At 67.1% G+C, this 25,437-nt stretch carries 22 protein-coding genes, 1 pseudogene and 1 other annotated feature; of the genes and pseudogenes, 16 read left to right on the top strand and 7 right to left on the bottom strand.

Translation table 11 applies throughout. The annotated features are described in order from the left end of the window. The first annotated feature begins 13 nt into the window (after positions 1 to 13). The 4 genes from ACQY5K_RS10425 to ACQY5K_RS10410 all read left to right on the top strand — a co-directional run bounded on the left by ACQY5K_RS10425 (position 14) and on the right by ACQY5K_RS10410 (position 4,695). Positions 14 to 979 carry a hypothetical protein gene (locus tag ACQY5K_RS10425; RefSeq protein WP_428114836.1) on the top strand — a complete coding sequence of 322 codons (966 nt, stop codon included), beginning with the start codon at positions 14 to 16 and terminating at the stop codon, positions 977 to 979. Beyond that, positions 976 to 1,764: a hypothetical protein gene (locus ACQY5K_RS10420; RefSeq protein WP_428114834.1), complete on the top strand. Its 789-nt coding sequence runs from the start codon at positions 976 to 978 to the stop codon at positions 1,762 to 1,764. The genes ACQY5K_RS10425 and ACQY5K_RS10420 overlap by 4 nt, the downstream gene beginning before the upstream one ends. Then, complete coding sequence (locus tag ACQY5K_RS10415; protein ID WP_428114831.1) at positions 1,761 to 3,182, top strand: DNA cytosine methyltransferase; 1,422 nt, start codon at positions 1,761 to 1,763, stop codon at positions 3,180 to 3,182. Before ACQY5K_RS10420 ends, ACQY5K_RS10415 begins: the two co-directional genes overlap by 4 nt. 136 nt (positions 3,183 to 3,318) lie before the next feature. Further along, positions 3,319 to 4,695 (top strand): IS1380 family transposase, encoded by a 1,377-nt coding sequence (locus ACQY5K_RS10410; protein ID WP_428114830.1) that lies wholly within the window; start codon positions 3,319 to 3,321, stop codon positions 4,693 to 4,695. Positions 4,696 to 4,905: 210 nt separating this feature from the next. Here ACQY5K_RS10410 and ACQY5K_RS10405 read toward each other — a convergent pair. Then, positions 4,906 to 6,165: pseudogene (locus ACQY5K_RS10405) on the bottom strand (IS3 family transposase). Further along, positions 5,749 to 5,863 (bottom strand) — a sequence feature (AL1L pseudoknot). Its footprint overlaps the pseudogene before it by 115 nt. On the opposite strand from ACQY5K_RS10405, the gene ACQY5K_RS10400 reads away from it, so the two are divergent. Continuing rightward, positions 6,157 to 6,468, top strand: coding sequence for a hypothetical protein (locus ACQY5K_RS10400; RefSeq protein ID WP_428114829.1), 312 nt, complete (start codon positions 6,157 to 6,159; stop codon positions 6,466 to 6,468). The pseudogene ACQY5K_RS10405 and the gene ACQY5K_RS10400 sit on opposite strands and share 9 nt — an antisense overlap. 76 nt (positions 6,469 to 6,544) lie before the next feature. Here ACQY5K_RS10400 and ACQY5K_RS10395 read toward each other — a convergent pair whose 3' ends face one another. Next, complete coding sequence (locus tag ACQY5K_RS10395; protein ID WP_428114827.1) at positions 6,545 to 7,564, bottom strand: ParA family protein; 1,020 nt, start codon at positions 7,562 to 7,564, stop codon at positions 6,545 to 6,547. After that, positions 7,561 to 8,766 carry an ATP-binding protein gene (locus tag ACQY5K_RS10390; RefSeq protein ID WP_428114826.1) on the bottom strand — a complete coding sequence of 402 codons (1,206 nt, stop codon included), beginning with the start codon at positions 8,764 to 8,766 and terminating at the stop codon, positions 7,561 to 7,563. Before ACQY5K_RS10390 ends, ACQY5K_RS10395 begins: the two co-directional genes overlap by 4 nt. 227 nt (positions 8,767 to 8,993) lie before the next feature. Between ACQY5K_RS10390 and ACQY5K_RS10385 the strand changes: the two genes are divergently transcribed. Genes ACQY5K_RS10385 through ACQY5K_RS10370 form a run of 4 tightly spaced genes read left to right on the top strand, consistent with a single transcriptional unit; the run spans position 8,994 to position 14,607 of the window. Beyond that, the gene (locus ACQY5K_RS10385) at positions 8,994 to 10,847 is read left to right on the top strand and encodes an acyl-CoA dehydrogenase (RefSeq protein ID WP_428114824.1); all 1,854 of its coding nucleotides are present in this window, start codon (positions 8,994 to 8,996) and stop codon (positions 10,845 to 10,847) included. Continuing rightward, positions 10,848 to 11,750, top strand: a complete 903-nt coding sequence (larE, locus tag ACQY5K_RS10380) for an ATP-dependent sacrificial sulfur transferase LarE (RefSeq protein ID WP_428114821.1) — start codon at positions 10,848 to 10,850, stop codon at positions 11,748 to 11,750. It begins immediately after the preceding gene. Beyond that, a complete protein-coding gene (locus ACQY5K_RS10375; RefSeq protein WP_428114819.1) occupies positions 11,747 to 12,307 on the top strand; it encodes a hypothetical protein in 561 nt (186 codons plus the stop codon). Before larE ends, ACQY5K_RS10375 begins: the two co-directional genes overlap by 4 nt. Beyond that, positions 12,304 to 14,607, top strand: coding sequence for a [protein-PII] uridylyltransferase (locus ACQY5K_RS10370; protein ID WP_428114817.1), 2,304 nt, complete (start codon positions 12,304 to 12,306; stop codon positions 14,605 to 14,607). The genes ACQY5K_RS10375 and ACQY5K_RS10370 overlap by 4 nt, the downstream gene beginning before the upstream one ends. Before the next feature lie 46 nt (positions 14,608 to 14,653). Here the strand turns inward: ACQY5K_RS10370 and ACQY5K_RS10365 are convergent, their stop codons facing one another. Continuing rightward, entirely contained in the window at positions 14,654 to 15,514 is an 861-nt protein-coding gene (locus ACQY5K_RS10365) for a PAC2 family protein (RefSeq protein WP_428114815.1), read from the bottom strand. Between the two features lie 85 nt (positions 15,515 to 15,599). Here ACQY5K_RS10365 and ACQY5K_RS10360 point away from each other — a divergent pair, with 85 nt between their 5' ends. Genes ACQY5K_RS10360 through ACQY5K_RS10345 form a run of 4 tightly spaced genes read left to right on the top strand, consistent with a single transcriptional unit; the run spans position 15,600 to position 17,698 of the window. Further along, on the top strand, positions 15,600 to 16,100 hold the full coding sequence (locus ACQY5K_RS10360; protein WP_428114812.1) for a GNAT family N-acetyltransferase: 501 nt from the start codon (positions 15,600 to 15,602) through the stop codon (positions 16,098 to 16,100). A gap of 51 nt (positions 16,101 to 16,151) precedes the next feature. Next, a complete protein-coding gene (locus tag ACQY5K_RS10355) occupies positions 16,152 to 16,658 on the top strand; it encodes a DoxX family protein (protein ID WP_419921874.1) in 507 nt (168 codons plus the stop codon). 6 nt (positions 16,659 to 16,664) lie between these two features. Next, positions 16,665 to 17,090: a GtrA family protein gene (locus tag ACQY5K_RS10350; RefSeq protein WP_428114809.1), complete on the top strand. Its 426-nt coding sequence runs from the start codon at positions 16,665 to 16,667 to the stop codon at positions 17,088 to 17,090. Beyond that, the gene (locus tag ACQY5K_RS10345; protein WP_428114807.1) at positions 17,087 to 17,698 is read left to right on the top strand and encodes a class I SAM-dependent methyltransferase; all 612 of its coding nucleotides are present in this window, start codon (positions 17,087 to 17,089) and stop codon (positions 17,696 to 17,698) included. Before ACQY5K_RS10350 ends, ACQY5K_RS10345 begins: the two co-directional genes overlap by 4 nt. Before the next feature lie 18 nt (positions 17,699 to 17,716). Here ACQY5K_RS10345 and ACQY5K_RS10340 read toward each other — a convergent pair whose 3' ends face one another. From ACQY5K_RS10340 to ACQY5K_RS10330, 3 genes are read right to left on the bottom strand one after another with little or no spacing between them, the layout of a single operon-like run. After that, a complete protein-coding gene (locus tag ACQY5K_RS10340) occupies positions 17,717 to 18,907 on the bottom strand; it encodes a prenyltransferase (RefSeq protein ID WP_428114805.1) in 1,191 nt (396 codons plus the stop codon). Beyond that, complete coding sequence (locus tag ACQY5K_RS10335) at positions 18,897 to 19,751, bottom strand: class I SAM-dependent methyltransferase (protein WP_428114804.1); 855 nt, start codon at positions 19,749 to 19,751, stop codon at positions 18,897 to 18,899. The genes ACQY5K_RS10340 and ACQY5K_RS10335 overlap by 11 nt, the downstream gene beginning before the upstream one ends. A gap of 6 nt (positions 19,752 to 19,757) precedes the next feature. Beyond that, positions 19,758 to 21,095, bottom strand: coding sequence for a glycosyltransferase family 4 protein (locus ACQY5K_RS10330; RefSeq protein WP_428114800.1), 1,338 nt, complete (start codon positions 21,093 to 21,095; stop codon positions 19,758 to 19,760). Between the two features lie 207 nt (positions 21,096 to 21,302). Between ACQY5K_RS10330 and hemE the strand changes: the two genes are divergently transcribed. Genes hemE through lnt form a run of 3 tightly spaced genes read left to right on the top strand, consistent with a single transcriptional unit; the run spans position 21,303 to position 25,428 of the window. Next, the gene (gene hemE, locus ACQY5K_RS10325; protein WP_428114798.1) at positions 21,303 to 22,421 is read left to right on the top strand and encodes a uroporphyrinogen decarboxylase; all 1,119 of its coding nucleotides are present in this window, start codon (positions 21,303 to 21,305) and stop codon (positions 22,419 to 22,421) included. Next, positions 22,418 to 23,965 carry a protoporphyrinogen oxidase gene (gene hemG, locus ACQY5K_RS10320; protein ID WP_428114795.1) on the top strand — a complete coding sequence of 516 codons (1,548 nt, stop codon included), beginning with the start codon at positions 22,418 to 22,420 and terminating at the stop codon, positions 23,963 to 23,965. Before hemE ends, hemG begins: the two co-directional genes overlap by 4 nt. Next, the gene (lnt, locus tag ACQY5K_RS10315; RefSeq protein ID WP_428114792.1) at positions 23,962 to 25,428 is read left to right on the top strand and encodes an apolipoprotein N-acyltransferase; all 1,467 of its coding nucleotides are present in this window, start codon (positions 23,962 to 23,964) and stop codon (positions 25,426 to 25,428) included. The genes hemG and lnt overlap by 4 nt, the downstream gene beginning before the upstream one ends. Positions 25,429 to 25,437: the final 9 nt, after the last annotated feature.

Genomic DNA, 25,437 nt, shown 5'->3' with positions numbered 1-25,437 from the left:
ATCCGTCCGTTCAATGCGGATCACCGGCTCGACGGTCTGTTTGCGGAAACCGTGCTGCACTTGGGGGGGGCAGCGTTGCGAGTCCGGCGGCAGCGTCGCCGTCGCGGAGGGCTTCGAACATTCATCGGTGGAACTGCGGTGGGCCCGCGACCAGCACTTCGCGGACTTCGTACAGAGATTACGCGAAGGCGTTGTAGGCACTGGCGTGCGACTAGTAGACACGTGCGTGTTGGTCACCGTCCGCTCGCGCTATCTGAAGACCTGCGAGGTGGCGTATTGCCACTCGTTGGAGGATCCCAGCGGTATCAGCGAAACCCCTCGGCTTGACGAACGCGCACCTGACGAGCGTCGACCGGTGTTTTGTGCATCGTCCAATGGCGTGACCATCGACGCGTATGTCGCGCTCGCCAAGAACGTGTCCAAGCGACAGCGGGTCCCGTTGCGACCTTGGAGAGCTGGCACTTGGTTGGCGCACACACGGTTCCGTGTCCGCTGCCGGAACGACGCAGAATTGTTCCGACCGCAGCCTCTAGGCGACACTGAGCGCGAGAACCTCAAACTTCCGAATGGCACGGTCACCTTCGCGGAGTTTGATGGCGACATCACCGATCCCGAAGCCAATAACCACGACGTGTGCACCTTCTGGGTCGATCGAGAGCTTCTGGAGACGATCGACGCGCAGCGGCGTGCGTCAGCTGGGGAATTCCTACAGCGCTGGCTGTTCGCCGAGTTCGTGTCCGCAGTGGTATTGGAGTTCAGCATCGTTGAAGGCGGTGAGTCCCCGACCTCTGACGATGTCGGGGACAGTCTGATTGGCAAAGTGGCCGGACTGCTCGCAGGTAGACGCGCGTCCGAAGAGCATCGCAGCGAGCTGCTGCGAATTTGCCAAGAGAAGCCACACATGGCAATCGCGATAGCTCAGGATGTACTTGGGTTGCGCGCATCCGTGGGCAAGTCAATGCGGGCGAGTCAGGGGTGATGTACCCGCACCTGCCGTTCGGGGTTGCGATGCGCGCCGCTACTGAGCGCTTGCTGGAAATGCATCGCGACGGCACCCAAGCTCTCGACGACTTGGAAAGCGACATCGCTGCCAAGGTCAGCTGGGTTGGCAGTGGGCCGCGTATCGACCAAGACTCCCTCTTGCACGCCCGTGCAACGGCAGAGGCCCTCGCCGATCCGCACCGCCGGGTCGATGGCTCCTCGACCACCGATCAAGACAAGGTGGAAGGCGAGGCAGCGGCCACGCTTTATGAGGCTGTTCGAGATAGCGGGGCGGACACAACGGCGCTGGACGACCCTGGCTTCTGGCGCTACGTCGGTTTGGCACACACGTGGAACTTTGCGGCATGGCGCGAAACCGACGGCTTCGCCGTCAAGCCCGGCGAGAACGGTGCTTTGGTGGCATCGAGGACGCTCGGCAACTATGTCGACGGTCGCAGATTCCATGAGTGCGTGCCGTTGCGGATGTACCTTCGGGTCCGCAGCTTGGGCGGTGCAAGCTATGCGGACCTCGCCTCAGCCGTGCGGCAAGGCACAGACTTTTGGCGCAGCCACATCCTGCGCGTCGTGGCAGGTGAGCATCCGCCGATTGTGCGGGCAATGGCCAAGCTCCAAGCTGATGAGAAAACACGGCTCAAAACCCCTCCATTGCGCGAATTCGCGAAACAGCTCAATCGCACTCTCGTCAACCTGGCACTCGCGTTGTTTGATGACGACGCAGCCGATGCGCTGGTGCGCGAATTGTGGGACAGGCAGCGGACATGAGTGACATGAGTGGGCGCCTTCAGGAGGTGACGTACCGCGGTGGTCGGATGGTGCGGACGGTGGAGGTAGGTGGCTATCGGCTCAAGGCCGAGATCGAGCTGCCCGCTGAAGCGGGCATCGAGTGCTCGCCGTGCCTCCATCACGATTGCAATGTCGCCGACGAGGCTCGGGCCGACCCGCTGGGTGCGTGGTGGAAGGCGTGTTTGGCTGGTGCGCAGCCTCGCAGCGTGAGCGAGCTGCCGACGCTCAATGAGGGGCATGGCCCACCAAGTCCCGGTGCGCCCGCACATACGGTCTCAACGCCAGGACTGGCGCCGATCCGCACGGTCGACCTGTTCTGCGGTGTCGGCGGGTTGACCGCCGGCGTGGCGCACGCATCGGCCGAAATCGGCCGCGACACGGTATGCGAAGCTGCAGTCGACGCCGACGCCGACGCCCTAGCGGTGTTTGGTCGCAATCATCGCACCCGCAGGCTCCTGGCTGAGTCGGTTCTGACGCTGGTCGACTACCGGGTGCGCGGCGAAGGCGATGAAGCAGGCTTTGTGTACCCGCCGGAACTGCTCGACGAGAGCCTGGCTGAAGCCTGCGCTGGCATAGACCTTGTCGTTGCAGGCCCGCCCTGCCAGGGGCATTCGAACCTCAATAACCACACACGGCGCAGCGATAGGCGGAACCACCTGTACCTGACGGCGGTGGCGTTCGCGGTTGCCGCAAACGCCGAGGCCGTCGTCATCGAAAATGTCACCTCAGTCGTCCACGACAGAGCCCGGGTCGTGGATGCCGCACGGGCCTTGCTCGCCGCCAATGGATATGGCGTTACCGATGGAGTGCTGGCAGCTGACGGCATGGGTTGGCCACAAACCCGTAAGCGTCACTTCTTGGTAGCCCGTAGGAGCGCGGGAGCACGGGCAAGTGGACCCGTTCCATTGCCTGAAGTCGCAGAAGCGCTTATGGACTTAGAGCGCCGATCCGTGACCTGGGCGATCGGCGGTAACCAGCGCCTGTCACACGACGCGTGGCTACACGAGCCGACCGAACTTACCGATGTCAACCGCGAACGCATTCGCTGGCTCTTCGAGAATGATGAGCATGACTTGGCGCTCCGCGAACGGCCCGACTGCCACCGCAACGGAACAACCTATGGCGCGGCCTACGGTCGTATTCGCTCAGACCAACCCGCGCCGACAATTACTACCGGATACACGACGCCTGGGCGCGGCCGATATGTCCATCCCACGCAGATGAGGACGCTCAACCATGCCGAAGCAGCCCGTCTGCAGGGCTTCGCTGACACCTACTGCTTTGAACCTGCCCTAGGCCGGCAAGCCACTCGAGCGCAGCTGGCCAAATGGATCGGCAATGCGGTGACTGTTCCGCTCGGATACGCAGCGGCACTCAGCGCGTTGTTGCCGCACTGATCTCGAGCACCACTAGCCCTGATTTTTCATCGGGGTTGTGGTTGTGGGTGTGCGCGTCCGCGGAAAAGCCCTTCTGACCTGTAACGATACGTGTTGTCGCAGCACGCATTGTGCAGAAAAGAAGGGCATCTCCGAGGTGAACGCTAGCAGTGTGGAAAATGTGGGTCTCGAAGGCGGCGGAGGGCAGGTCGCGTCGTATGGCGGGTTGTTCGTTCTGGGGGGTTTCGCGGACTCGTTGGGGCTGGGCGGGGAGCTGTCGGCGGCGGTAGGCCATAGCGGCGAGCGAGCGCCGGTTCATGATCGGGGCACGGTGCTGACTCAGATGGCGCTGGTGCTCGTCGGCGGCGGGGACGCGTGCAGCGATATCGAGCATCTGCGCGCCGAGCCGGCGCTGTTCGGGCGGGTCGCGTCGCAAACGACCGCGTATCGCACGCTGACGGGCATTGACGACGCCCGGCTCGACGGGGTGTGGGACGCCGCGGCGGCCGTGCGCGCCCGGGCGTGGTCGGGTCGGGTCGCGGATCGGGAACGGCCGCTGGTGCTCGACATCGATTCCACGCTGGTGGAGGTCCACTCGCAGAACAAAGCCGGCGCGGCGCCTCATTACAAGGGCGGCTACGGGTTCGGTCCGATGCTGTGCTCTACCGGCGACGGGGAGCCGCTGTGGGTCAAGCTGCGGGCTGGCAACGCCGCCGCGAACCACATAGCGGATCATCTCGAAGTGCTCGACCGCTCGATCGGCCAGCTCCCCGACGCGTTCGCCGCAGGGCACCGGCGCGGCGACGACCCCGCAGCAGCGGCACAGCCGATGCGGCTGCGAACCGACTCCGCGGGGCGCTCCGCGCTGATCGCCCAAGGCTGCAGGGACCGCAACATCACGTATTTCATGACCGCACGCCACAACACCCAGATCACCGCCGCTATCGCGGCTGCGCGCACCGATCCCGACCGCTGGCAGCCCGCCGTCGGGGGTCCCCAGTCGCGTCGCGCTCGCTCCCAGGCCCACCGCCGCGCACGCGCCCAGGTCACCGAGCTCACCGAAGCGGTCGACTTGTCGCACTGGCCTGCGCGCACACGGCTGATCGTGCGACGCGAGCCGGGCCACCCCGGCGCGCAGCGCACCTTGTTCGACTCGCCCAACTGGCGCTACTGGGGGTTCCTCACCGACGCCGCCGGCGACCCCGCACGCCTCGACGCCGACATGAGAGCCCACGCCCAAGTGGAAGACACCATCGCGAGGCTCAAGGACTCCGGGCTCGACCAGATGCCGTTTCGCGCCTGGGCCGCCAACGCAGCCTGGACAGCCCTGTGCGTCATCAGCCTCGCACTGGTCAGCTGGTTCCAAGCCCTGCGCCTCACCGGCGCGCTCGCAAACCCAGCACCCAAACAGCTCCGCTGGCAGCTCTGGCACACACCGGCACGCATCGTGCGCACCGCACGACGCACCACCGCACGCCTGCCTGACCACCACCCCGGCACCCCAGCACTGCTCGCCGCAGCCGCCCACACCTGACACCGCCACAACGGCCCCGAGCAACACCCCACCTGCCGACCCCGCACGCCCCCACACCCCCAACGCGCCCACAACCGGCCCCGACACCAGCACCGCCTGCCCGAGCCGACCGCCGCCGACCCAAAAACAAGCCACCACAAACAGCTCAAACCCTCAAAACACCCGCCTCGACATTCTCATGAAATGAACCGCTCTGGCTTTGTTGGAGACTCATTGGTTTGGTTTTCCAGCCCCGGCTGGGGTGGTCTTGTGGGCAGCGTAGAACGCTGCTTCGAATTCTGCGGGCGGGGTGTCGTTGCAGTGGCCGTGGAGCCGTTGCTGGTTGAACCAGTGCACCCAGCCCAGGGTGGCGAGTTCGAGCTGGTCGACGTCGTGCCAGCCGTGTGTGTCGGGCCCGTAGGCGCATTCGGCCTTGTAGAGACCGTTGGTCGTCTCGGCCAAGGCGTTGTCATAGGAATCGGCGACGGTGCCGATGCTGGGGCGGGCGCCGATCTCGTCGAGGCGTTCGGTGAATCGCAGCGACGTGAATTGCGATCCCGCGTCGGAGTGGGCCACGAGCCCGACCAGGCGGCGGTTGCCGCGTGAGCGGCGGGCCATCTCCAATGCGTCGAGGACCATCTCGGTGCGCATGTGCGAAGCGACGCGCCAGCCCACGATGCGGCGGGAGAACGCGTCCACGATGAAGCACACATAGGCCATGCCTGCCCGGGTCGCGACATAGGTGAGATCGGTCACCCACAACGCGTCGGGCCGATCCGCAGTGAAGTCGCGGTTGACCAGGTCGGGAGCGCGAACCGCGTCCCGATCCTGACGCGTGGTGAACATCTTGCGCCGCCGGCTGACGCCGCGTACGCCCAGCTCACGCATCAGCCGGGCAACCTGGTCCCGGCCGATCTCGTGACCCGCGCGCCGGGCGGCCTTCCACAGCTTGCGTGCCCCGTAGACCTTGCGGTTCGCGACCCACAACGCCAACAAGATCGGCATCCACACCGCGTCCGAGACCGCCCGCGCGGACGGCTCGCGCTCACGGCGCTTGGCCGCGTAGTACGTGCTCGGGGCCACCCCCAGCGCAGTGCAGATGGGCTCGACCCCGAGCTCGCCACGATGAGCGTCGACGAACGACACCGTCACCTCTGTGGGCGGTCGAGCCCCTTACGCGAAAAAAGCCGACGCCTTGCCCAAGATCTCGTTCGCCCGACGCAGCTCCCGGTTCTCGGCCTCCAGCGCCTTGATCCGCTCAGCCTGCTCGCTGTTCACACCAGGGCGCAACCCAGCATCGACCCCGGCCTGGCGCACCCACGACCGCAGCGACTCCACCCCGATCCCCAACTGGGCCGCGACCCGCTTCACCGTCCCGTGATCGGTGCCCAGCTCCTTGCGGAGCTGACGCACAGCACGCACAGCACGCTCCTTTTCCGCCTCGCTGTACCGACGCGTCGTCGGCTTCCCAGGCGACATCTCATGTGGCATGACTCCATCCTCGTATCCAAGATCAGGAGCCTTCAACCAACCCAGGGCGATTCATTCACACCGACCTACAGCTCATGGGCGAACCCCATCGAAGCGCACTTCGGGCCGCTGCGCGAGTTCGTGCTCAACAACTCCGACCACCCCGACCACACCGTGCTCACCCGCGCGCTGCACGCCTGCCTGCGCTGGCGCAACGCCAACAAACGCTCACCCGAACTGCTCGCAGCCCAACGACGCGAACGAGCCAGAACCCGCGCCGAAAAACAACACCGCTGGGGCAGACCCACCAAAGCAGCCGCATGACCAAAGCGCGCAAACGTTTACGGACACAGCACTAGCGCGCGTGGGATGCGAGTCAAGAGATCGGATTGCCATGCAGTTACTCGCCATCACCGAGTTGTGGGCACCGCACTCCGCAGCGATCTGCCACCGCACATGCCAAGTCACGGAAATCGCTATAGCAGTCTCGGACTGCATTGACGTGACCGCCGATTGCACCGTCGGCGGCAGTCAGTTTGAACATTGGTTTACGGGCACTCTGGGCGTACGGCATCAAGCTCCGATAGTGCTTGAGGGTCCCAAGACAGTGTTCGTCCGCGTCGACTGAAACACGACTAGCTCGCGGCTGATCGAGAACAGCGGTGCGGTATTCGCCCGGAATTGCATCCATCCAACGCGCGTATGCCTTCATCGGTCGATCCTGACGCACAGCGTGTTGCAGTACGACGTAGCCGATCGGGTCCATATCGCCGGCGGGAAGTTCGAGGCCGGCAAGGCCCGAGACGTTCTTTGCGTTGTCGAGGCGTTGTCGCCATTCGCGCCGCCAGCGTCGCAGTGCAGGGCCGAGATTGCGGAGCCCTTGCAGTGAGAAGAGATCGGGTGCGAGGGGCACCGCGACAAAGTCGGCGGCGATGAGGGCAGCTCTATTGATAGCGCCGAGATTGGGGCCCACGTCGATCAGTACGAGGTCGGCTTCGGCTTGGCGTTGTGCCTGCTGCAAGATTCGAGCAAATGCCGTAATGAAGCGGAACGGTCGGGCGTTGTCGCCAAGGGCCTGGGGCCACTGGCTCGAGAACTCATCCTCAGCCTGCGACAATGCCAAGTCACCCGCCAAGAGCGTCAGTGCGGGCGCGGGAATGAGAGTAGTGGGTGGGGCAATGTCGCCGGTGCCATCGATCAGGGGCACCAGCGATCCGTGCACCGTCTTCCGCGGGGCGTCGGGGCCCCACAGCCCCTCCATCGCGCGTTCCTCAAGAAACATGCTCGTCAGGTTCGCCTGTGGATCGAGGTCAGCGGCAACGACGCTGACCCCCAAGTCCGCGTACATCCATGCCAAGTGGTAGACGAGCGACGTCTTTCCGACGCCGCCCTTGTTATTGAAGAATGCAACTGCGGTCATCGAGTTGACCTGACAGTGACGTGCAACCGATGGTGCTCGCCATCGAATTCGGGATCTGGATTGCCGTTCTCGCGCAAGCTTCGCTTCGCCAAGGGGATGCCGATTCCGAAGCGCTGAGCGAAGCCGAGATTGTGCATGATTTCGGCAATGAGCTGGTTGCGATAACCGGTGACGCCTTCGTTCAGAGACTCGATGGTCATGCTGCCGAGGAGGCCGCCAGGGCTCTGGATCTCCACGCGGTCAGAAAACCAGGACAGCCGAGTTGGCGCGTTGCCCGCGTCGGGGCTGTAGCCGCGGTGCATGACAGCGTTGTAGGCAAGCTGACGCAGCGCTTCGATCGGATAGTCGGGAAAGCGCTGTTCGTGAGGACCCGACGTGATGTCGAGGCGGGTTTCGACGTTCAGTTCGATCAATCGACTGAGACCACCGAGCACATCGGCCAGCTGTCCGCCGAGCACGGTTTGGCTCTTGATCGGATCGGTTATCTCGGTCCCGTCAAACCTGACGAACTGCGCGTACGCGCCAGGAGACCAGTACAGAGGGTCACGGCCGAACGCCAGCAGCGCGCCATACGTCGGCTCGTCGTGTCGCAGCAAGCGCAGCGAGCGCAGCTGCTCTTGGAGGGTCCGCTGGTTTTCATCGAGCACGTCGGGAGCGATGGCGGACGGAAGGTACTGACGCCGAATGTAATCGGTGTCGAGGTCGGCAATTGTGGCGCCTGCCGCCGCACGGAGGTCGAACCCGATGTCCGCGGCGCGTCGTCGCTCGGCAAGAAGCTGTTCATCGGCGGCTGAAGCGAGGCGGACCGTAGGACCGATGCGCACCCACACTCGGCCCTTGTAACGAATCGGCGGTTCGGTTGCTGGCCGCACCGTTACCACGGCGACATCACATCCGTTCAAAGTGCGGCGCTGAACATCCAACGACGGCAGCGGCAGCATTCGGCCATTGTCACGGAACTCAGCGAGGCGCTTGAGCAGGTCGTCGTCGATCCGTAGGCCCTTGCAGCGACCGTCATCAGCAACGCCGATGATCACGACGCCTGGCCGGCCGTGTCCGGGCAGGTCGTTCGCGAACGCGCAAATGCTCTTGCTCACCTTCTCGGCTGCAGAACTCGACAGCGCTTCCTTGCGCTCGACCATGTCGGACTCGATGTCCGACATCATCCCTGCAAGTTCATTGTCGGTGTAACTGTCCGGCACCACAGCGCAGAGTACTTTGCCACGAGGCGCACCCGTCGTTGATCGGCCAGTCGAAAGCGGCGCCCAGGAGGGCTGCTCTCACAGTTCCGTTCCTTGCTGTCGTCGCCTTCCATGCACACAACAGCCATGGCAGCCTGCCTGGGACAAGCCGTAGTGTGTTTGCAGGTCGGATCGTCTCTGCGACGTCCCGGCTCTGCCGGACAACGAGGCCGCCACGCGAGGTTGTGATGTCTGAGTACTCCGCACCCATTGACGACATGCTGTTCGTCCTTGAACACGTGGCAGATCTGGGCGAGCTGGCCACCAGCGAGCGCTTCGCGCACGCAGATCTGGAGACCGCCGCAGCGTTGCTCGACGAAGCCGGCCGCTTTATGTCCGCTGAATTAGCGCCACTGAACGCCACCGGCGACCAGCAGGGGCTCGACTACAACGACGGCGTCATCACCCATCCCGACGGCTTCGCCGACGCGTATCGCAAGTTCGTGGACTCCGGCTGGAACGCCATGGGCTTCGATCCCGACTACGGCGGCGGCGGCATGCCGTGGTGCATCGGCCTCGCCGTCCAGGAAATGCTGACGGCGGCCAATATGGCGTTCAGCCTCTGCCCGCTGCTGACGCAGGGCGCCATCGACGCTCTCACCCACCACGCCGACGAAACCCTGCAGCAGACCTACCTGCCCAAGATGATCAGCGGCCAGTGGTCCGGCACGATGAACCTGACCGAGCCGCATGCCGGCTCCGACGTGGGTGCGCTCACGAGCCGGGCCGTCCCACAGCCCGACGGCAGCTACCTCATCTGGGGCACAAAGATCTTCATCACGTACGGCGAACACGAGTTGGCATCCAACATCATCCATCTGGTGCTGGCGCGCACACCCGACTCGCCGCCGGGGACTCGTGGCATCAGCCTGTTCCTGGTCCCCAAGTACCTCGTCAATCCCGACGGCTCACTCGGGGAGCGCAACGACCTGCGGGCGGTGTCAACCGAGCACAAGATCGGCATCCACGCCAGCCCCACCTGTGTGATGTCCTACGGCGACAACGAGGGTGCCGTCGGCTACCTCGTCGGCGCCGAGTGCGGCGGCATGCGGGCCATGTTCACGATGATGAACAACGCCCGCTTGTCGGTGGGCCTGCAGGGCCTCGCGCTCACCGAGCGGGCGTATCAGCAGGCGCGTGAGTATGCGTTGACGCGGCGACAAGGACGCGCCATCGGCGCTGAACTGCCGCCGGGCGAGTCATCACCGATCGTCGACCACGCCGACGTGCGGCGGATGCTGCTGACGATGCGCGCCAACGCCGAAGCCATGCGTTGCGTGATGTACCTGAACGCAGCCGCCATCGACCGGTCGATCGTGGCCACCGATCCCGATGAACGTCGCCTGGCCGACGAGCTCACGGCGATCCTGACGCCCATCAGCAAGGGCTGGGGCACCGACTTGGGCGTCGAAATGACCTCGCTGGGCGTGCAGGTGCACGGCGGCATGGGATACATCGAGGAAACGGGCGCCGCGCAGCACTGGCGCGACAGCCGCATCGCGCCGATCTACGAAGGCACGAACGGCATCCAGGCCGCCGATCTGGCCTTCCGCAAGCTGCCGCTCGGCGGTGGCGAAGCCATGGCTCGCCTGATCGGCGACATGGGCTCGATGGCCGCCACGCTTGCCGCCAGGGACAGCGCCGATCTGGCCGCAATCGGCGCTGCGTTGAGTGACGGCACGACTGCGATGGGCGAGGCGGCGATGTGGCTCGGCGGGCAGCTCTCTGGCGCGCCGAACGACGTGGCCGCCGGCTCCTCTCCGTTCATGCGGCTCGCTGGCGTGGTGGTGGGCGGCTGGCTGCTGGCGCGCAGCGCTCACACCGCAGCAGAGCTCTTGGCGCAGCAGGGTTTGACGGCCGAACAGGCTCGAGACGCTGCATCGACCGGCTCGAACACCGGGACCTCGCCGCAGTTCCTTGCCGACAAGATCGCGACGGCCCGCTTCTACGCCGACCAGATTCTGCCGACCGCTCGCGGCTTGGTGCCCGCCGTCACCGGCGGAGCCGAGCTGTTCTACGCGATTCCAGCTGAACGGCTCTGAGTGGCGGTGACCACAGAGGCGTCGATCAGCGGGCTGCGGGCGTTCTTCGAGCAGTCGGGGCCCGTCATCGTGGCCTTCAGCGGCGGCGTCGATTCGGCACTGGTGGCGTGGGCGGCCAACGACGTCCTCGGCGACGCTGCGCTCAGCGTGACTGCCGTCTCGGCGAGCCTCGCAACCGACGAAGCCACTGACTGTGCTGCCCTCGCAGCGGAGTGGGGCCTGCACTGGCGGACGGTCGAGACCGACGAGATGACCAGCGCCGCCTATCGAATCAATGACGCCGACCGCTGCTTCCATTGCAAATCCGCGCTGATGGACCAGCTCGAGCCACTAGCGGCAGAACGTGCTGCGATGGTGGTGCTGGGTGTCAACGTCGACGATCTGGGCGACCATCGGCCAGGCCAGCACGCTGCACGCGATCGGGGAGCACGCTTCCCGCTGGTCGAAGCCGGCTTCGCCAAGTCCGATGTCCGGCGCATCAGCGCCGAGCTGGGCCTGCGCACGTGGGACAAGCCCGCGGCGGCATGCCTCGCTTCCCGGCTGCCGTACGGAACGCAGGTGACGGTGCCGTTGCTGCGGAAGCTGGATCGTGCCGAGGCCGCACTGCGGCGCCTGGGCTTCGGTCAGCTGCGGGTCCGCGACTACGCAGATACCGCCCGGCTCGAATTGCCGCTCGAAGATCTCGCGGCAGCGATCACGCAACGTGAGGCCATCGTGGAGGCAGTTGCCGGGGTGGGTTATCGCTATGTCACGCTGGACTTGGAGGGATTCCGATCGGGGAACCTCAACGGCGCACTGACACCCGGCGAGTCGCTCGCCCAGTCCCAGGGGGCCCAGTCCCAGGGGGCCCAGTCCCAGGGGGCCCAGTCCCAGACGGCCCAGTCTCGGAGGGCACCGAGATGAGCACCGCGGGTCTCGGCACCGATCCGTCGGCTGCGACCACGCCGGCTGGAGTGCCTGCATCGCCGCATGAGGCAGCGACCACGCCGGCTGGATTGCCTGCGTCACTGCATGAGGCAGCGACTGTGCTCGCCGATCATGCGATAGCAGCACTTCCCGCGTGGGTCGAACGCTGCGTGGCCGAGGCGAGCGAGCCGCATGGCCCCGCTGTCGCAGCCGATCTGCGCGCGCCTGCGCACGCTGCGGGCGTGCGATGCGCGGCCGAGACCGGTCCTGCGCTGCGCGAGTTGCTCTTCACCGATGTCGACGCGCAGCACTCCACGCCGCTCAGCATCTTGCGCGACGCGGTTCGATTTCCGACCGAGGTGCTCCGAGCTGGCGGTGTCCCCGCCCCCGAACGCGATGAGTTCGACGCATCCCGGTTTCCTGACGATCCCTACGGCCTGACGCCGGCGTCGTTCGCAGACATCGAACCCGAGCTGGGACCCGTTGGCATCGTGTGGGGCGCCGCGAAGGCGTTCGAAGTGCTGCAGCGCCGGCGAGCGGGCCCACGGCGATGAGCGCGTTCGGCGACCGCCGCACCGCGCTGCTTGCGCGCACCGACATCGACGCCGTCGAGCTCCCTGCTGTGCTCTGCGACCTCACCGACGAGTGGCTCATCGAGCGATTCACCTCCGAGGTCGAGGCGTCCGCACGTGCCGACGACGCAGGCGTGGCACTTGTCGCGGTCGGCGGGTATGGGCGCAGCGAGCTGTGCCCCGGCAGCGATATCGACCTGCTCTTGCTGCACGACGAGGTCAACACCGGCGATCTGGCAGACCGTGTGTGGTATCCGATCTGGGACGAGAAGCTGAAGCTCGGCCACGCCGTGCGTTCGGTGGACCAAGCGCTGGAGCTCGCAGTCACCGACATCGACACAGCGACGGCGCTCACCAGCGCCCGTCATCTTGCCGGCGACGCCGGGCTGACGGAGCGGCTGCGGGCGGGTGTGCGCGATGACTGGCAGACCAATGCAGCGCAACGGCTCGAGGAACTGGAGCGAGCGGTCAGCCGCAGGCATCACCTCGGCGGCGAGGTTGCGTTCCTGCTCGAGCCAGATCTCAAGACCGGCCGCGGTGGCCTGCGAGATGTCCACGCAATCGGCTGGGCATCGCTCGCCGGCATCGATCTGCCCCCCGCCGACCAGGAACGGCTCGCAGCGGCCTACCAGACTCTGCTGCGCGCCCGGGTCGAGCTGCACCGCACGACGGGTCTGCGCAGCGATGTCCTCTCCGCTGACGACCAGGACGCGGTAGCGGAGCGGTACGGCAGCGTCGACGCCGACGCATTCATGGCCGATATCGCCCGAGCTGGCCGAGTCGTCGCATTCTTGTCAGACCAACTGTGGTCTCGGGCAGTTCGGCGTGCTGCGGCCACGTCCGCCGAGCCGCTGCAACCCGACATCGAAGTCGGCATCTCCGGGCTGTCCGTGCATGACGGCGAACTGGTGATCGACGGGGATCCTGCGACGGACGTCGTGTTGGTGCTGCACGCTGCAGTGCAATCGGCCCGCAAGAGGCTCCCGCTCAGCCGCTCCAGCCTGGCGAAACTCGCCGAGCGTCAGCCGCCGTTCCCCGAGCCGTGGCCCCATGGTGCACGCGACCTGTTCATCGAGTTGCTCGGCTGCGGCCATCGAGCAATCGGCGTCATCGAGTCGCTGGACTTCTTCGATGTCTGGACGCGCCTGTTGCCCGAATGGGCGCCGAATCGAAATCGCCCCCAGCGCTCGCGCTACCACCGCTTCACCGTTGATCGGCACCTGCTCGAAGCCGTTGCCGAAGCGGCGCGGTTCACCCACCGCGTGTCGCGCCCGGATCTGCTGCTCATGGGAGCGCTGCTTCACGACATCGGCAAGGGCTACCCCGGCGACCACACTCAAGCAGGCATGCGCCTCGCCGGTCCGATCGCCCGCCGGTGCGGTTGGAACGCCACCGATGCCGACACGCTGGTACGTCTCGTGCAGCACCATCTGCTGCTCACCGACGTCGCGACGCGTCGCGATCTGGGAGATCCGCTGACCGTCACGACGGTGGCCCGCGCAACGGGGACCCCCGAATTTCTGGAACTCCTGGCGGTGATGACCGAGGCCGACTGCACTGCCACCGGCCCGATGGCCTGGGGAGGCTGGACGGCAAGCCTCGTCTCCTCGCTCGTGGAGATGACGACGGAGCACCTCAGCGGATCCGACCCGGCACCCACCCGCCACCGGCGCCTGCTCACCGACGAGGTCGTCGAACTGATGGCGGCAGGAGAGACTGCGCTGCGCGTCGACGGCGACATGCTCACCGTCGTTGCGCCCGATGAGCGTGGCCTGTTCAGCAGAGCTGCAGGCGTGCTGGCGTTGCGTGGCCTCGACGTTCTCCAGGCTGATGCGTATTCCAGCCCTGCAGGCATGGCCGTGTCGAGCTTCCGCATCGTGCCGCCTGACACTCCAGTCGACTGGGACCGCGTGATCTACGACGTGCGCCGTTCGCTGCGCGGCCACCTCGCGCTCGAAGCGCGCATCGCCGAGCGAGCCCGCGTGTACCGGCGTCGCCGAGCGCTCTCAGCGACTCGCGCCGCCACCACGATCACATTCGACGCCGAGTCGGCCACCAGCGCGACGATTGTGGAGGTGCGCACCGAGGACCACATCGGCGTGCTGTACAAGGTGACTCGCGTGCTGGCCGAGATGGGTCTTGACATTCGCTCCGCGAAGATCCAGACGCTCGCGAACGAGGTAGTCGACGCGTTCTACGTCGTCGGTCCCGACGGGCCGGTCATCGACCCCGCACACCAGCGAGAGGTGGAGCTGGCCCTGCGCCACGTCCTGACTGCCTGAACGGTCTGAACGACAGGCTCACTCTGGTTCTTGCTGGCGCAAACAATCACTCTGGTTCTTGCTGGCGCAAGAACTGCTCCAGTTCGCTCATGAGGGCGTCTGGGTTCTCGACCATTTCGCTGAAGTCTTCGACGGCTTCGGCGGCGGACTCTTCGAGGATCTGCTGCGCGTACTGGGCCAGCGTGTTGTCGCCGGCAACGAGTTCGTCGATCTGGCGGCCGTAGTTGGCTGCGGCGCTGTGCAGTTCGGACTCGCCGAGGGTGACGCCCAAGAACTGCGCCACCCGCTCGGCCAACGCGAGCGCCGCTTTGGGGGACGGATAGTTGTGGACGTACGTCGGCACGGTTGCCCAGAACGACACGCTGGAGAACCCGGCCCGGTGGCACGCGTCGTTGAGCACGCCGATGATTCCCGTCGGTCCCTCATAGGTGGATTGGCGCAGACCCATCGTGAGATTCAGGGCAGCGTTATTGGATGCGCCCACGACATTGACCGGGGCGTTGTGATGCGTGTCGGTCAGCAGCGCGCCCAATGTCACGACCGTTGACACGCCCAGCGTCTCTGCCGTCTCGACAACGACATCGCAGAACGTGCGCCAGCGGAGCCGGGGCTCGACCCCCAGCATCGTGACCAGCGGCCGGCCGTCGTCGAGCTCGCCGACCCGCACCTCGGGCCTGGGCCAGTCGATGTGTCGCTCGCCGTCGGTGAGGCGCACGCTGGGCCGTACCGAGGCAAAGTCGTAGAAGTGCTCGGGGTCCACCTGTGCCACTGGATGGCTGCGGAAGCGGCGTCGCAAGAACTTCGCCGATTCGGTAGCAGCATCGCCGGCGTCGTTCCATCCCGAGAAGGCCGCGATCAGCACGGCGTCGGAGAGTTCAGGTCGCTTCAGCCAGTCAAGATGACCCACGGCGGCGAGGCTACCTGCGCCCTTGCCGCGCGGCCTATTGACCACGGGAGTGCTGTGCCGCGGGCCCGTGCGTACGATGCGCGCAGTGACTAATGGCAGCACCGTCTCCTCTGGTTCCGCCGGGCTCGACGGATTCGTCATCGAGGTTTGCGAGCACGTCGACGACGAGCTGGTTGCGGCGTATGCGCGCCTGCACCCCCAGCTCTCGCGCTCGTCGCCCTCACCGCACGCCGAGGCGCTGGGGCGGATCGTCGCCCACGAAGCCAACACGGTGCTGGTGGCCCGAGAGGGCATACCGGGCGGCGAGATCATCGGAGCCATGGTGCTGGTGCTGTACCCGCTGCCGAGCGGCCTGCGAGCCTGGATCTCCGACGTTGTCGTCGATGCCACCGCCCGGGGGCGCGGCGTCGGCGCAGCGCTGAACCTGCGTGCCGTCGAGATCGCCCGCGCCGCCGATGCACGCACGGTCGACTTGACGTCTCGCCCCGACCGTGACGCAGCCAATCGCCTCTACGCCCGGCTGGGTTTCAAACGACGCGCGACGAACGTCTACCGACTCGATCTCGAAAGCGATCCTGAACGGTGAGTTCACTACTGTGGCGCGGCGTACCAACCCCACTCCGCAGGAGGCGTCGCCGTGGAACCTGACAGCATCAATCTGGGTTTGCTGGTGCTGCGAGTCATCGTCGGCGTGGTGCTTGCACTGCATGGCATTGCCAAGTTCCGGGGCGGCATCGCAGGCGTCGGCCGATGGTTTGAGTCCGAGGGTCTGCGACCTGGGAAGCTCCACGCGTACCTGGCCGCGCTGACCGAGATCGGAGCAGGCTTCGGGTTGGCGCTCGGCCTGCTGACACCGATCAGCGCGATGGCGTTCATCGGGGTGATGACAACCGCCGGGTGGGTCGGCCACCGCACGAACGGCTTCTTCATCATCCGCGAGGGCTGGGAGTACGTGTTCGTGCTGGCCGCCGCCGCAGCAGCTGTCGCTGCGACCGGTCCAGGTGAGTGGTCCCTCGACAACGCCATCGGCATCGACTGGAGCGGTCCGGTGTGGTTTGTGGTGGCCATCGCGGGAGGCGTGGCTTCGACGCTGCTCCTGCTGGCGACCTTCTACCGGCCCAATGCGCCGGCTGACCCTGGTTGACACAGCTTGAAACAGCCGCTTCGCACTGCGCTTCGAACGCGGCTGGCCGGCTTCGGGGCCGTGTCTTTGGGCACCGTCGTGTTCACCCAAGGCGTGCTCTTCGTGGCGTACGGCGTGCTGGGCTGGCCCGGCGTGGTCGCCAACGTCGTGGCGGTCTGCGTGGCGGCACTGCCTGCGTACCTCGCCAATCGCCGCTGGGTCTGGCGACGAGCGGACCGGCACTCGGTATCCCGCGAGATCCTGCCCTTTTGGGCTTACAGCCTTGCGGGTCTGGCGGCCTCGACCGTGCTCGTCGCACTCGCCGATCGCGCCTGGGACGCTCCCGTAGCGGTGATGGCGGCCAATCTGGCCGGCTTCGGGGCGTTGTGGATCGGAAAGTTCCTGCTGCTCGATCGGGTGCTGTTCGCTCGCGATGACGAGACCGCGTCATGACACCCGAGCTGGCTGCACTGGCTCAGAAGGTCAAGGGCTTTATGCCTCATGACGAAGGTCTCGCGTTGTACCGCGCCGGGTGCGAGGTCGCGGCATCCGGCCCGCTCGTCGAAATCGGGTCGTATTGCGGCAAATCGGCCGTGTACCTCGGTGCTGCTGCGGCCACCGCCCGGAGTGTGCTGTTCACCATCGACCACCATCGCGGTTCGGCGGAGATGCAGTCAGGCTGGGAGCACCACGACGCCGAACTGGTTGACGAGCGAACCGGCCGCATGGATTCGCTGCCGATGCTGCGTGAGACCCTTGCGGCGGCGGGCCTCGAGGACTCGGTGATTGCCATCGTGGGCGACTCTGTGACCGTCGCCTCGTACTGGGGTGAGGCCGCGCTGGTCTTCATCGATGGCGGACACGGCAGCGAGGCGGCGCACGCTGACTACGACGCGTGGTCCCCCAAGGTCATCCCTGGCGGCCTCCTCGCCATCCACGACGTCTTTGTGGATCCCGCTGACGGGGGCCGGCCGCCCTACGAGATCTGGCTGCGCGCTCTCGAAGATGGCTTCACCGAGCACGCGGCGCACGGCAGCCTGCGAGTCCTCCGCAGGCCCTGAGACTGTGTTCTTGGCGCCTCAGCGGGGCGGACGCTCGGTTCGCTGTGCGACGCCGGGGCGTGAACGGGCACTCGGTGCTGCTGCTGGCCGAAGCGCGGGTGGCGTGCTGACGAGTGCGCCGGCGGCCGGGGTCCGGCGCTCGATGGCATCGGCGGCGAGCAGCACGGCCGCGGCGGTGTAGGTGGATGTCTCGTTGTGCGGGAAGGTCTTGGCCTGTGGCACGACCCACCCGGTGTAGTAGGCGCCGTGTTCGGTCCGCAGCGCCGATGTGGCCGCGAACAGGCGGCGCGCGGTGGTCTCGTCACCCGTGCGCACGTAGGCCAGAGCGCATTCGCACGTTTCCGCCGCGGTCACCCACGGCTGATCGGCCACGCACCGCACCCCGTGATCGCCCAGCAGGAACTTCGGTGCGCCCGCAGCAAGGTGCGCCCGCGCTTGGGCGCCCCCCAAAGCGCCGCACAGCACCGGGTAGTACCAATCCATCGCCCACCGGTCCTTGGGCTCGAAAGAATCGGGTCGGTGACGGATGAGCTGGCAGATGCGCTGTGCTGTGCGGTCCCACTCGGGGCGCTGGTGTCCGAGCAGTGCCGCCAGCGCGCTGGCGCACCGCAACGCGTGGACAACCGACGACGAGCCGGTGAGCAGGGCATATGGCCACGGTGTGCCGTCCGCGTGCACGGCCCATGGGATGTGACCGCTGGGCTTGCGCAGGCCGACGACGAAGTCGAGGGCGCGCTCGACCACCGGCCACATGGTCTCGACGAATCCGAGATCGGCGACGGACAGCCAGTGGTGCCACACGCCAACAGCGACATAGGCGCAACAGTTCGTGTCCACCTTGCGGTCTTCGACGCCGTGGGCGGTGTAGTAGTTGTGCCAGCTCCCGGCGTCGTGCTGATTCGCTGCGAGCCACTCGTATGCCGTCTCGGCAGCCGCGTGCCGGCCGGCGGCCGCAAGCGCCATCGCTGACTCGATGTGATTCCACGGATCAGCGTGGCCGCCTTCGAACCACACGATGAGGCCGTCGTCGGTCTGGCACGACTCGATGAAGTCGGCGGTGGCGGAGATCTCGGCATCGGTGAGCAGGGGGTGGGTGAGTCGCTCCGCGCCGGTGCCGCTCGTGAGCGTCGCTGGCTGGCGCCGGTGCGAACTCTCGGCGACCGAGCGCTGCTGCGTCGAGGTGGTGGCCCACGAGCGGTCAGCCCGCATGGCTCGTCTCCAGTTGTTCGGGCGACGCTGCGGGCCGGGGTGCGGTTGGCTGGCAGAACTGCGGGGCCTTGTACGCGTACAGCACGAGCGACTTGGGCAGCACCAGGTTCAAGAAGCGGTCGAGTGTGCGTGTCAGCTTCGGTGCCTCGGTGATGTCCCACACCAGCAGCCGGTGGTACGCCTTCACCAGCCGGTGGTCGTTGTCTTGGGGACCAACCACACAGCGCAGCCACCAGTACGGCGTGTGAAGGCCATGCGCGCCGTGGCTGTCGCTCACCGAGAGCCCGGCGGCGGACAGTTTCGCCCGCAATTCGTCTGAGCCGTAGATGCGGACATGGCCATCGGGCACCGCGGGCGCGTGATAGTCGCTGCTGAGGGCCCAGCAGACACGCTCCGCGGCTTTGGCGGGGACGGTGACCGCGATGGTCCCGCCGGGGCGCAGCACCCGGGCGAGTTCGGCGATGGCGGCTTCGTCGTCGACGATGTGCTCGAGCACTTCCGCAGCGATGACGCGGTCGAAGGCGCCGTTGGGATACGGCAGCGCTGTCGCATCGGCCAGCACTGCGTGATTCGACGCCGAGCCGCTGTCGTCGTTGTGGTCGGTGGCCTGGTTTGCACTATTGCCGTTGCCTCGGCCGCCGCTTGACGCCTCGAGGTCGGCCTGTGTTGCCATGGCCGCGAACATCGCGGTCACCGAGCGCAATTCGGCGTGGTCCCGATCCGAGGCCACCGTGACGCAGCCACGGCGCGCGCTCTCGAAGGCGTGGCGGCCCGCGCCGCAGCCGAGATCCAGCACCCGATCGCCCCGCCGGGCCCCGAGACGTTCATAGTCAACGGTGAGCATCAGCGTCTAGGAGGCCGAGCGCAGCATCCGACGCTGTCGAGCGGGTGAGGGCTGGCCGGCCAGCAGTGCCCGGTAGTGCTCGACGGTGTGCTGAGCGGTCGCAGTCCACGAGTAGTTGGACTTCACCCGCTCACGACCTGCCGCGCCGACCGTGGCGCGCAGGCTGGGCTGGCTGAGCGACCAGCCGATGCGCGCTGTGAGCGCTTCGGTGTCGCCCGGCGGCACCTGCAAGCAGGTCTCGCCGTCGGGTCCGGTCACTTCGGGCAACGCGCCGCCGGTGGTGGCGACGAGCGGAACGCCGCACGACATCGCTTCGATAGCGGGGAGCGAGAAGCCCTCGTACAGCGACGGCACCACCGCCAGCTGGGCCTCGTTGTACAGCTCGACAATGCGTTCATCGGTCACGCCGCTCACGAATTCGACGCTGCCGCTCAAGCCGAGCTCGTCGATCAGACGGCTCGCGGCCGAATCATCCTTCGGACGCCCGATGACGACGAGGTGCAGCTCGGGATCTTCGGTGCGGAGCTTGGCGAGCGCCTCGAGCAGGTATGCGAGGCCCTTCATCGCAACATCGGCACTGGCTGTGGTCATCAGTCGTCCCCGCACCGGCACGGAGTCGGGCAGTGGGCGGAAGTGCGCGGGATCCACGCCGACGTGGGTGATGTGCAGGCGCTCGGGACGGACGCCGTGGTCCGCAACGATGTCGTCGAAGCTGTTGCGCGACACCGTGACGATGCGGTCGAGTCGCTTCGCCACCCGCGATTGCATCTTGGTAAAGGCGTAGAAGCGGTTCAGTGCGAAGCGCTTGCCCGACGTGGGCGCGTGGGCTGTCTCGAGCCGCCGATCGACGGTGATGGGGTGGTGGATCGTGCCGAGGACGGGCATGCCGGCGCGGCGCAGCCAGTCGATGCCGTAGCCGAGGCACTGGTTGTCGTGGATCAGGTCGAAGTCGTCGATGCGCCCGCGCAGTGCACCGAAGGCTCGCAGGCTGAACGTCAGCGGCTCGGCAAATGACGCGGTGCACGTGATCGCGTACTCCAGCACGTCGATCAGGGAGCGGAACTCGGCGAGCTTCGGGACCCGGAACGGATCGGGCATTCGGTACAGGTCGAGGCTCGGCAGCTCGGTGAGCTTGATGCCGGGTTCCAGATGCGGGTAGGGAGGACCGCTGAACACCTCGACGCTGTGCCCGAGGGCTGCGAGCTCGCGTGACAGGTGCCGGACGTAGATGCCCTGGCCGCCCACGTAGGGGTGTCCGCGATAGGTGAGCAGGGCAACTCGCAGCGACCCCGACGCCGCGGCGCGCGAGGTCTGCGCCCGTCGGGTCTGTGGGTCGGCGACCATTGCAGCCTCCGCCCGCCGACGAGGCCTGTGTGGGTCAACCTCGTCGTGGGGTCGACCTGATTCGCCGCGGGTTGGGTGAGGCTACCGACGGGCCCGCTGCATCAAGTCACGGCGTCGTCGGGGTTCGGCTGCGTCGCCGTGCCCACGCCGGGTGTGCTTGCTGTGGGTGTGCTCGCGATGAGACCGCCCCGGTACCGTTCGCAGCTCATGGCTGGCTCTGATGTGCTGCCCGAAGACCACCCCAGCCGTCGACTGGCCGACAGCGCCTACCTGCGAGCAGCGCGATGCGAGCTGACGCAGCGGGTGCCCGTGTGGTTCCAGCGCCAAGCGGGGCGATCACTCCCCGAGTACCGGGCGCTGCGCGGCCCCGGCAGCATCCTGGACGCCATCGCCGATCCTGCGACCGCGGCGGAGATCACGCTGCAGCCGGTGCGGCGCTACGGCGTGGATGCCGCGGTGCTGTTCTCCGACATCGTCGTGCCTGCCGCCGCCATCGGATTCGGCATCGACGTCGTCCCGGGCGTCGGCCCCGTCGCACCCGAGCCGCTGCGTCGGCGCGCCGATCTCGATCGCCTGCCGCCCCTCGATCCCCAGGCGCACACGCCTTACGTGCTCGAGACCGTGCGCTTGCTCGCTGCGCAGCTCGAAGTGCCGCTTATCGGCTTCGCAGGAGCACCGTTCACGGTGGCCAGCTACCTCATCGAAGGCCAGCCGTCTCGTCAGCATCTGCTGACGAAGGCGCTGATGCACGCCGATGCGGCGCTGTGGCACGACCTGATGGAGCGGCTCGCCGGGATAGCGGTGGCGTCGATGCGGTCCCAAGTGCTCGCGGGCGCCAGCGCCGTGCAGTTGTTCGATTCGTGGGCGGGGGCATTGGCACCCGCGGACTATGCCGAATTCGTGGCGCCGCACAGCAAGCGGGTGTTCGACGAGCTGGCCGACCTGGGCGTGCCCCGTGGACATTTCGGCGTGGGCACCGGCGAGCTGCTCGACCAGATGGCCCGAGTTGGAGCCGACGTTGTCGGAGTCGACTGGCGCGTGCCGCTGGGCTTGGCGCGCCAGCGTGTGGGGCCCGACGTGGCGCTGCAGGGCAATCTGGACCCAGCGCTGTGCCTGCTCGATTGGCCGACGGTTCGCACCGCCGCTGATCGCATTCTTGGCGAAGGCACCGCTGCGCCCGGCTACATCTTCAACCTGGGCCACGGCGTGCTCCCCGAGACCGACCCCGCAGTGCTCGAACGCCTCGTCGATCACGTTCATGAATTCGACCCTCACGGCTTCGACCTCGCCGAACGTCAGCCGTCGAACGCAAGCCAGCGGGAGTGAACTCGCCAACGCCGACGTCTTCGGGCCGTAATCCCAGAGTGCCCAATCCCAGAGTGATAGTCATCGGCGGCGGGGTGACCGGTTTGACCGCCGCATATCGCCTGTTGCACCCCGACGGCGGCGCTGAGCCTGCGCCCGACGCGCCCGACGTCGTGCTGCTCGAATCAACAGACCGTCTCGGCGGCAAGATCCTCTCGACGCCCTTCCTGGGACGGTCAGTCGACGAGGGTGCTGATGCGTTCCTCCTGCGCGTGCCGTGGGCCTCGAATCTCTGCGCAGAGCTGGGCATCTCGACGGAGTACATCTCGCCGGCCGCGTCGGGGGCTTCGGTGGTGCACGGCCGCGCCGCCGAGTCCCATACCGAGCTCGGGTCGTCCCCGTTGCCTGACGGGTTGGTGGCAGGCGTGCCGACGCGGCTCGGGCCGCTGTGGCGGTCACCCCTGCTGGGACGATCCGCAGCGCTGCGCGCCGCCATGGACTACGTGCTGCCCCGCACTCGGATGCACCGCGGATCGGCCGCGAGCGTGGGTGACATCGTGAGCGCTCGCCTTGGTTCTGCCGTGGCGGCGCGGGTCGTCGACCCGTTGCTCGGCAGCATCAGCGCGGGCGATGTCAACCGCATCGACGCGGCAACCTCTGCGCCGATGCTGGGCACCGCACTCGGACGCAGCCGCTCGTTGATGCGAGGCCTGCGCGCTGTCCAGCCTGCCCCGACGGGGGCGTCGGGCGCTGTGTCTCCTGCCCCGATCTTTGCCAGTTTTGCCGGCGGCATGGGCAAGCTCGTCGACACGCTGAGAGAACGGATCACCCGATGCGATCTGCGGCTCGGCGTCGATGTCCGAGCTGTGCGCCGTGCCGAGCTGGACGAGTTCGAATCTGGGCGCCCGCTTGTGGTCGAAACAGCGACGCAGACGTTGGATGCCGACGCTGTGATCGTCACAGCTCCCGCACACGCGGCAAGCCGGATGCTCGCCGCAGCTCCCGCCGCCGCTGACGCACTCGGACGCATCGACTACGCCTCCGTTGCGGTCGTCACGCTCGGCGTGCGGGCGCAGGACGTGGAGGGCGAGTTCGCCGAAGCCGGCTTTCTGGTGGCCCGCAGCACGGGGCTGCTCACCACTGCGTGCAGCTTCGGCACCAGCAAGTGGCCGCAATGGTCTGACGGGGAACATGTGGTGTTGCGGGTTTCGGTCGGTCGAGATAACGACGACCGCCACACCAAGATGTCCGACATCGAGTTGCGCGACGCACTGATCGCCGAGCTGTCGCGCCTGCCGACGCTTCGCGCGCTCGGCGACCGTCCCGACGCCGTTGCCGATTGGCGCGTGTCGCGCTGGGAACGCTCGTTGCCGCAGTACCGCCCGGGCCACAGCGACCTGATCGATCGGGTCGATTCGGCACTGGCTCACGACCTGCCCGGCGTCGTCGTCGCAGGTGCGGCGTGCCGCGGCCTCGGCATCCCCGCGTGCATCCGAGGAGGCGACACCGCAGCAACGACGACAGCTGAGCGTCTTCGTTCGGCTCGGGCCGGCGCATCGCGGTGAGCCGGACGTTGCGCCGAACGCCGCTGGTGCGGCTCGCCCTTGCCGGTGTGCTGGGCGCGCTGACAATGCTGTCGCTGCCGCCGTGGGGGCTGTGGCCGCTGGGGCCGGTCGGCTTCGGCCTCTGGCTTCGCTTCTGCGACCCGGGCCCCGACGGCGGCCGCTGGCGAGATCGTCTGGCATCCGCGTGTGCCTTCTGGCTGGGCGCCTACCTGCTGGGCCTGTTCTGGATGACCGAGCTGACCGTGCCCGGCTGGGCCGCGGCGCTGCCGGTCGAGACGCTCATCATGGCGTTGCCGACATCGATCATTGCCAAGCGCGGAACGTGGCGAATGGTTACCGCAGCCGCAGCGCTGGTGGTGGGCGAGGCGGCGCGTTGGACCGTTCCCTTCGGCGGCGTGGCTATGTCGAACTTGGCGTTGGGCCAGGTCGACGGTCCCTGGCTGGCGGTGGCGTCGGCGGCGGGATCGCTCGGAATCATCGCCGTCGTCGGCGTCGGAGCGGTCTTCGTTGAGCGCCTGTGCGCACGCGAATGGGTGCAGGTGTGGCAACCAGCCCTCGTGCTGACGGTCGTGTCGGTGGCCGTGCTGGCCGTGCCCGACACCGCAGTCAGCGCCACGATTGACGCGGCGGTGGTACAGGCCGGCGGCGAGCTGGGCACCGATGTCGGAACACCGCAGCGCAGCGTCCGGCTGCGACATCTGGCGACCACCGCGGAGTGGTCGGGCACTGCGGATCTCATGGTGTGGAGCGAAAGCAGTACATCCAGCGACGGCCCGCTCGAAGAGTCACCGCGTCTCGCAGAGCTCGAGGCGCTCGCGTCCGAGCGCGACCTCGTGCTTGTCGCCAACTTCTACGAGCGCACCGCCGATGAGAGCCCCCCACGCTTTCGCAACGCGACAGTCGCGGTCGGCCCGTCTTTTGGCCTGACCGATCGCTACGACAAGGCCCACCTCGTCCCGTTCGGTGAGTACGTGCCGCTGCGCGGCCTCGTCGAGCCATTCGCCGACCTCTCGCTGATTGCGCGTGAGGCGATCGCCGGCGAGGGTCCCGGCGTTGTGAAGACGCCGCTCGGCGACGTGGCCGTCGCCACGTCCTACGAGATCTACTTTCCCGGCCTTGTGCGCGCTGGTGTGCGAGCCGGCGGCAGCATCGTGGCCAATCCCACGCTGGCTTCCTCGTACCGAAGCTCGGTGGTGCCCTCCCAGTCGCTGGCAAGCGCCCGGCTCCGCGCTGTCGAGACCCGCAGATGGGTCCTGCAAGCCTCGACCACGGGATACAGCGCCATCGTGGCGCCCGACGGGACGGTCACCGCGCGCAGCGAGCTGCGCGAACCGGCGGTGCTGGTGGCTCCGGTCGAGCTGCGTACGGGTACGACGCCCGCCGTCGCGCTGGGCATGTGGCCGCTCGCAATCGCCGCCGCTGCGGTCCTGGTGTGGCGCGGTCTGCGCTTGGGCGACCACTAGCCTTAGTAG

Origin of the sequence: Candidatus Poriferisodalis sp., from assembly GCF_965262965.1 — a bacterium.
Classification (GTDB): domain Bacteria; phylum Actinomycetota; class Acidimicrobiia; order Acidimicrobiales; family Poriferisodalaceae; genus Poriferisodalis.
Note: the sequence above shows the minus strand (reverse complement) of the source record. Positions and strands in the feature narration are given on the sequence as shown.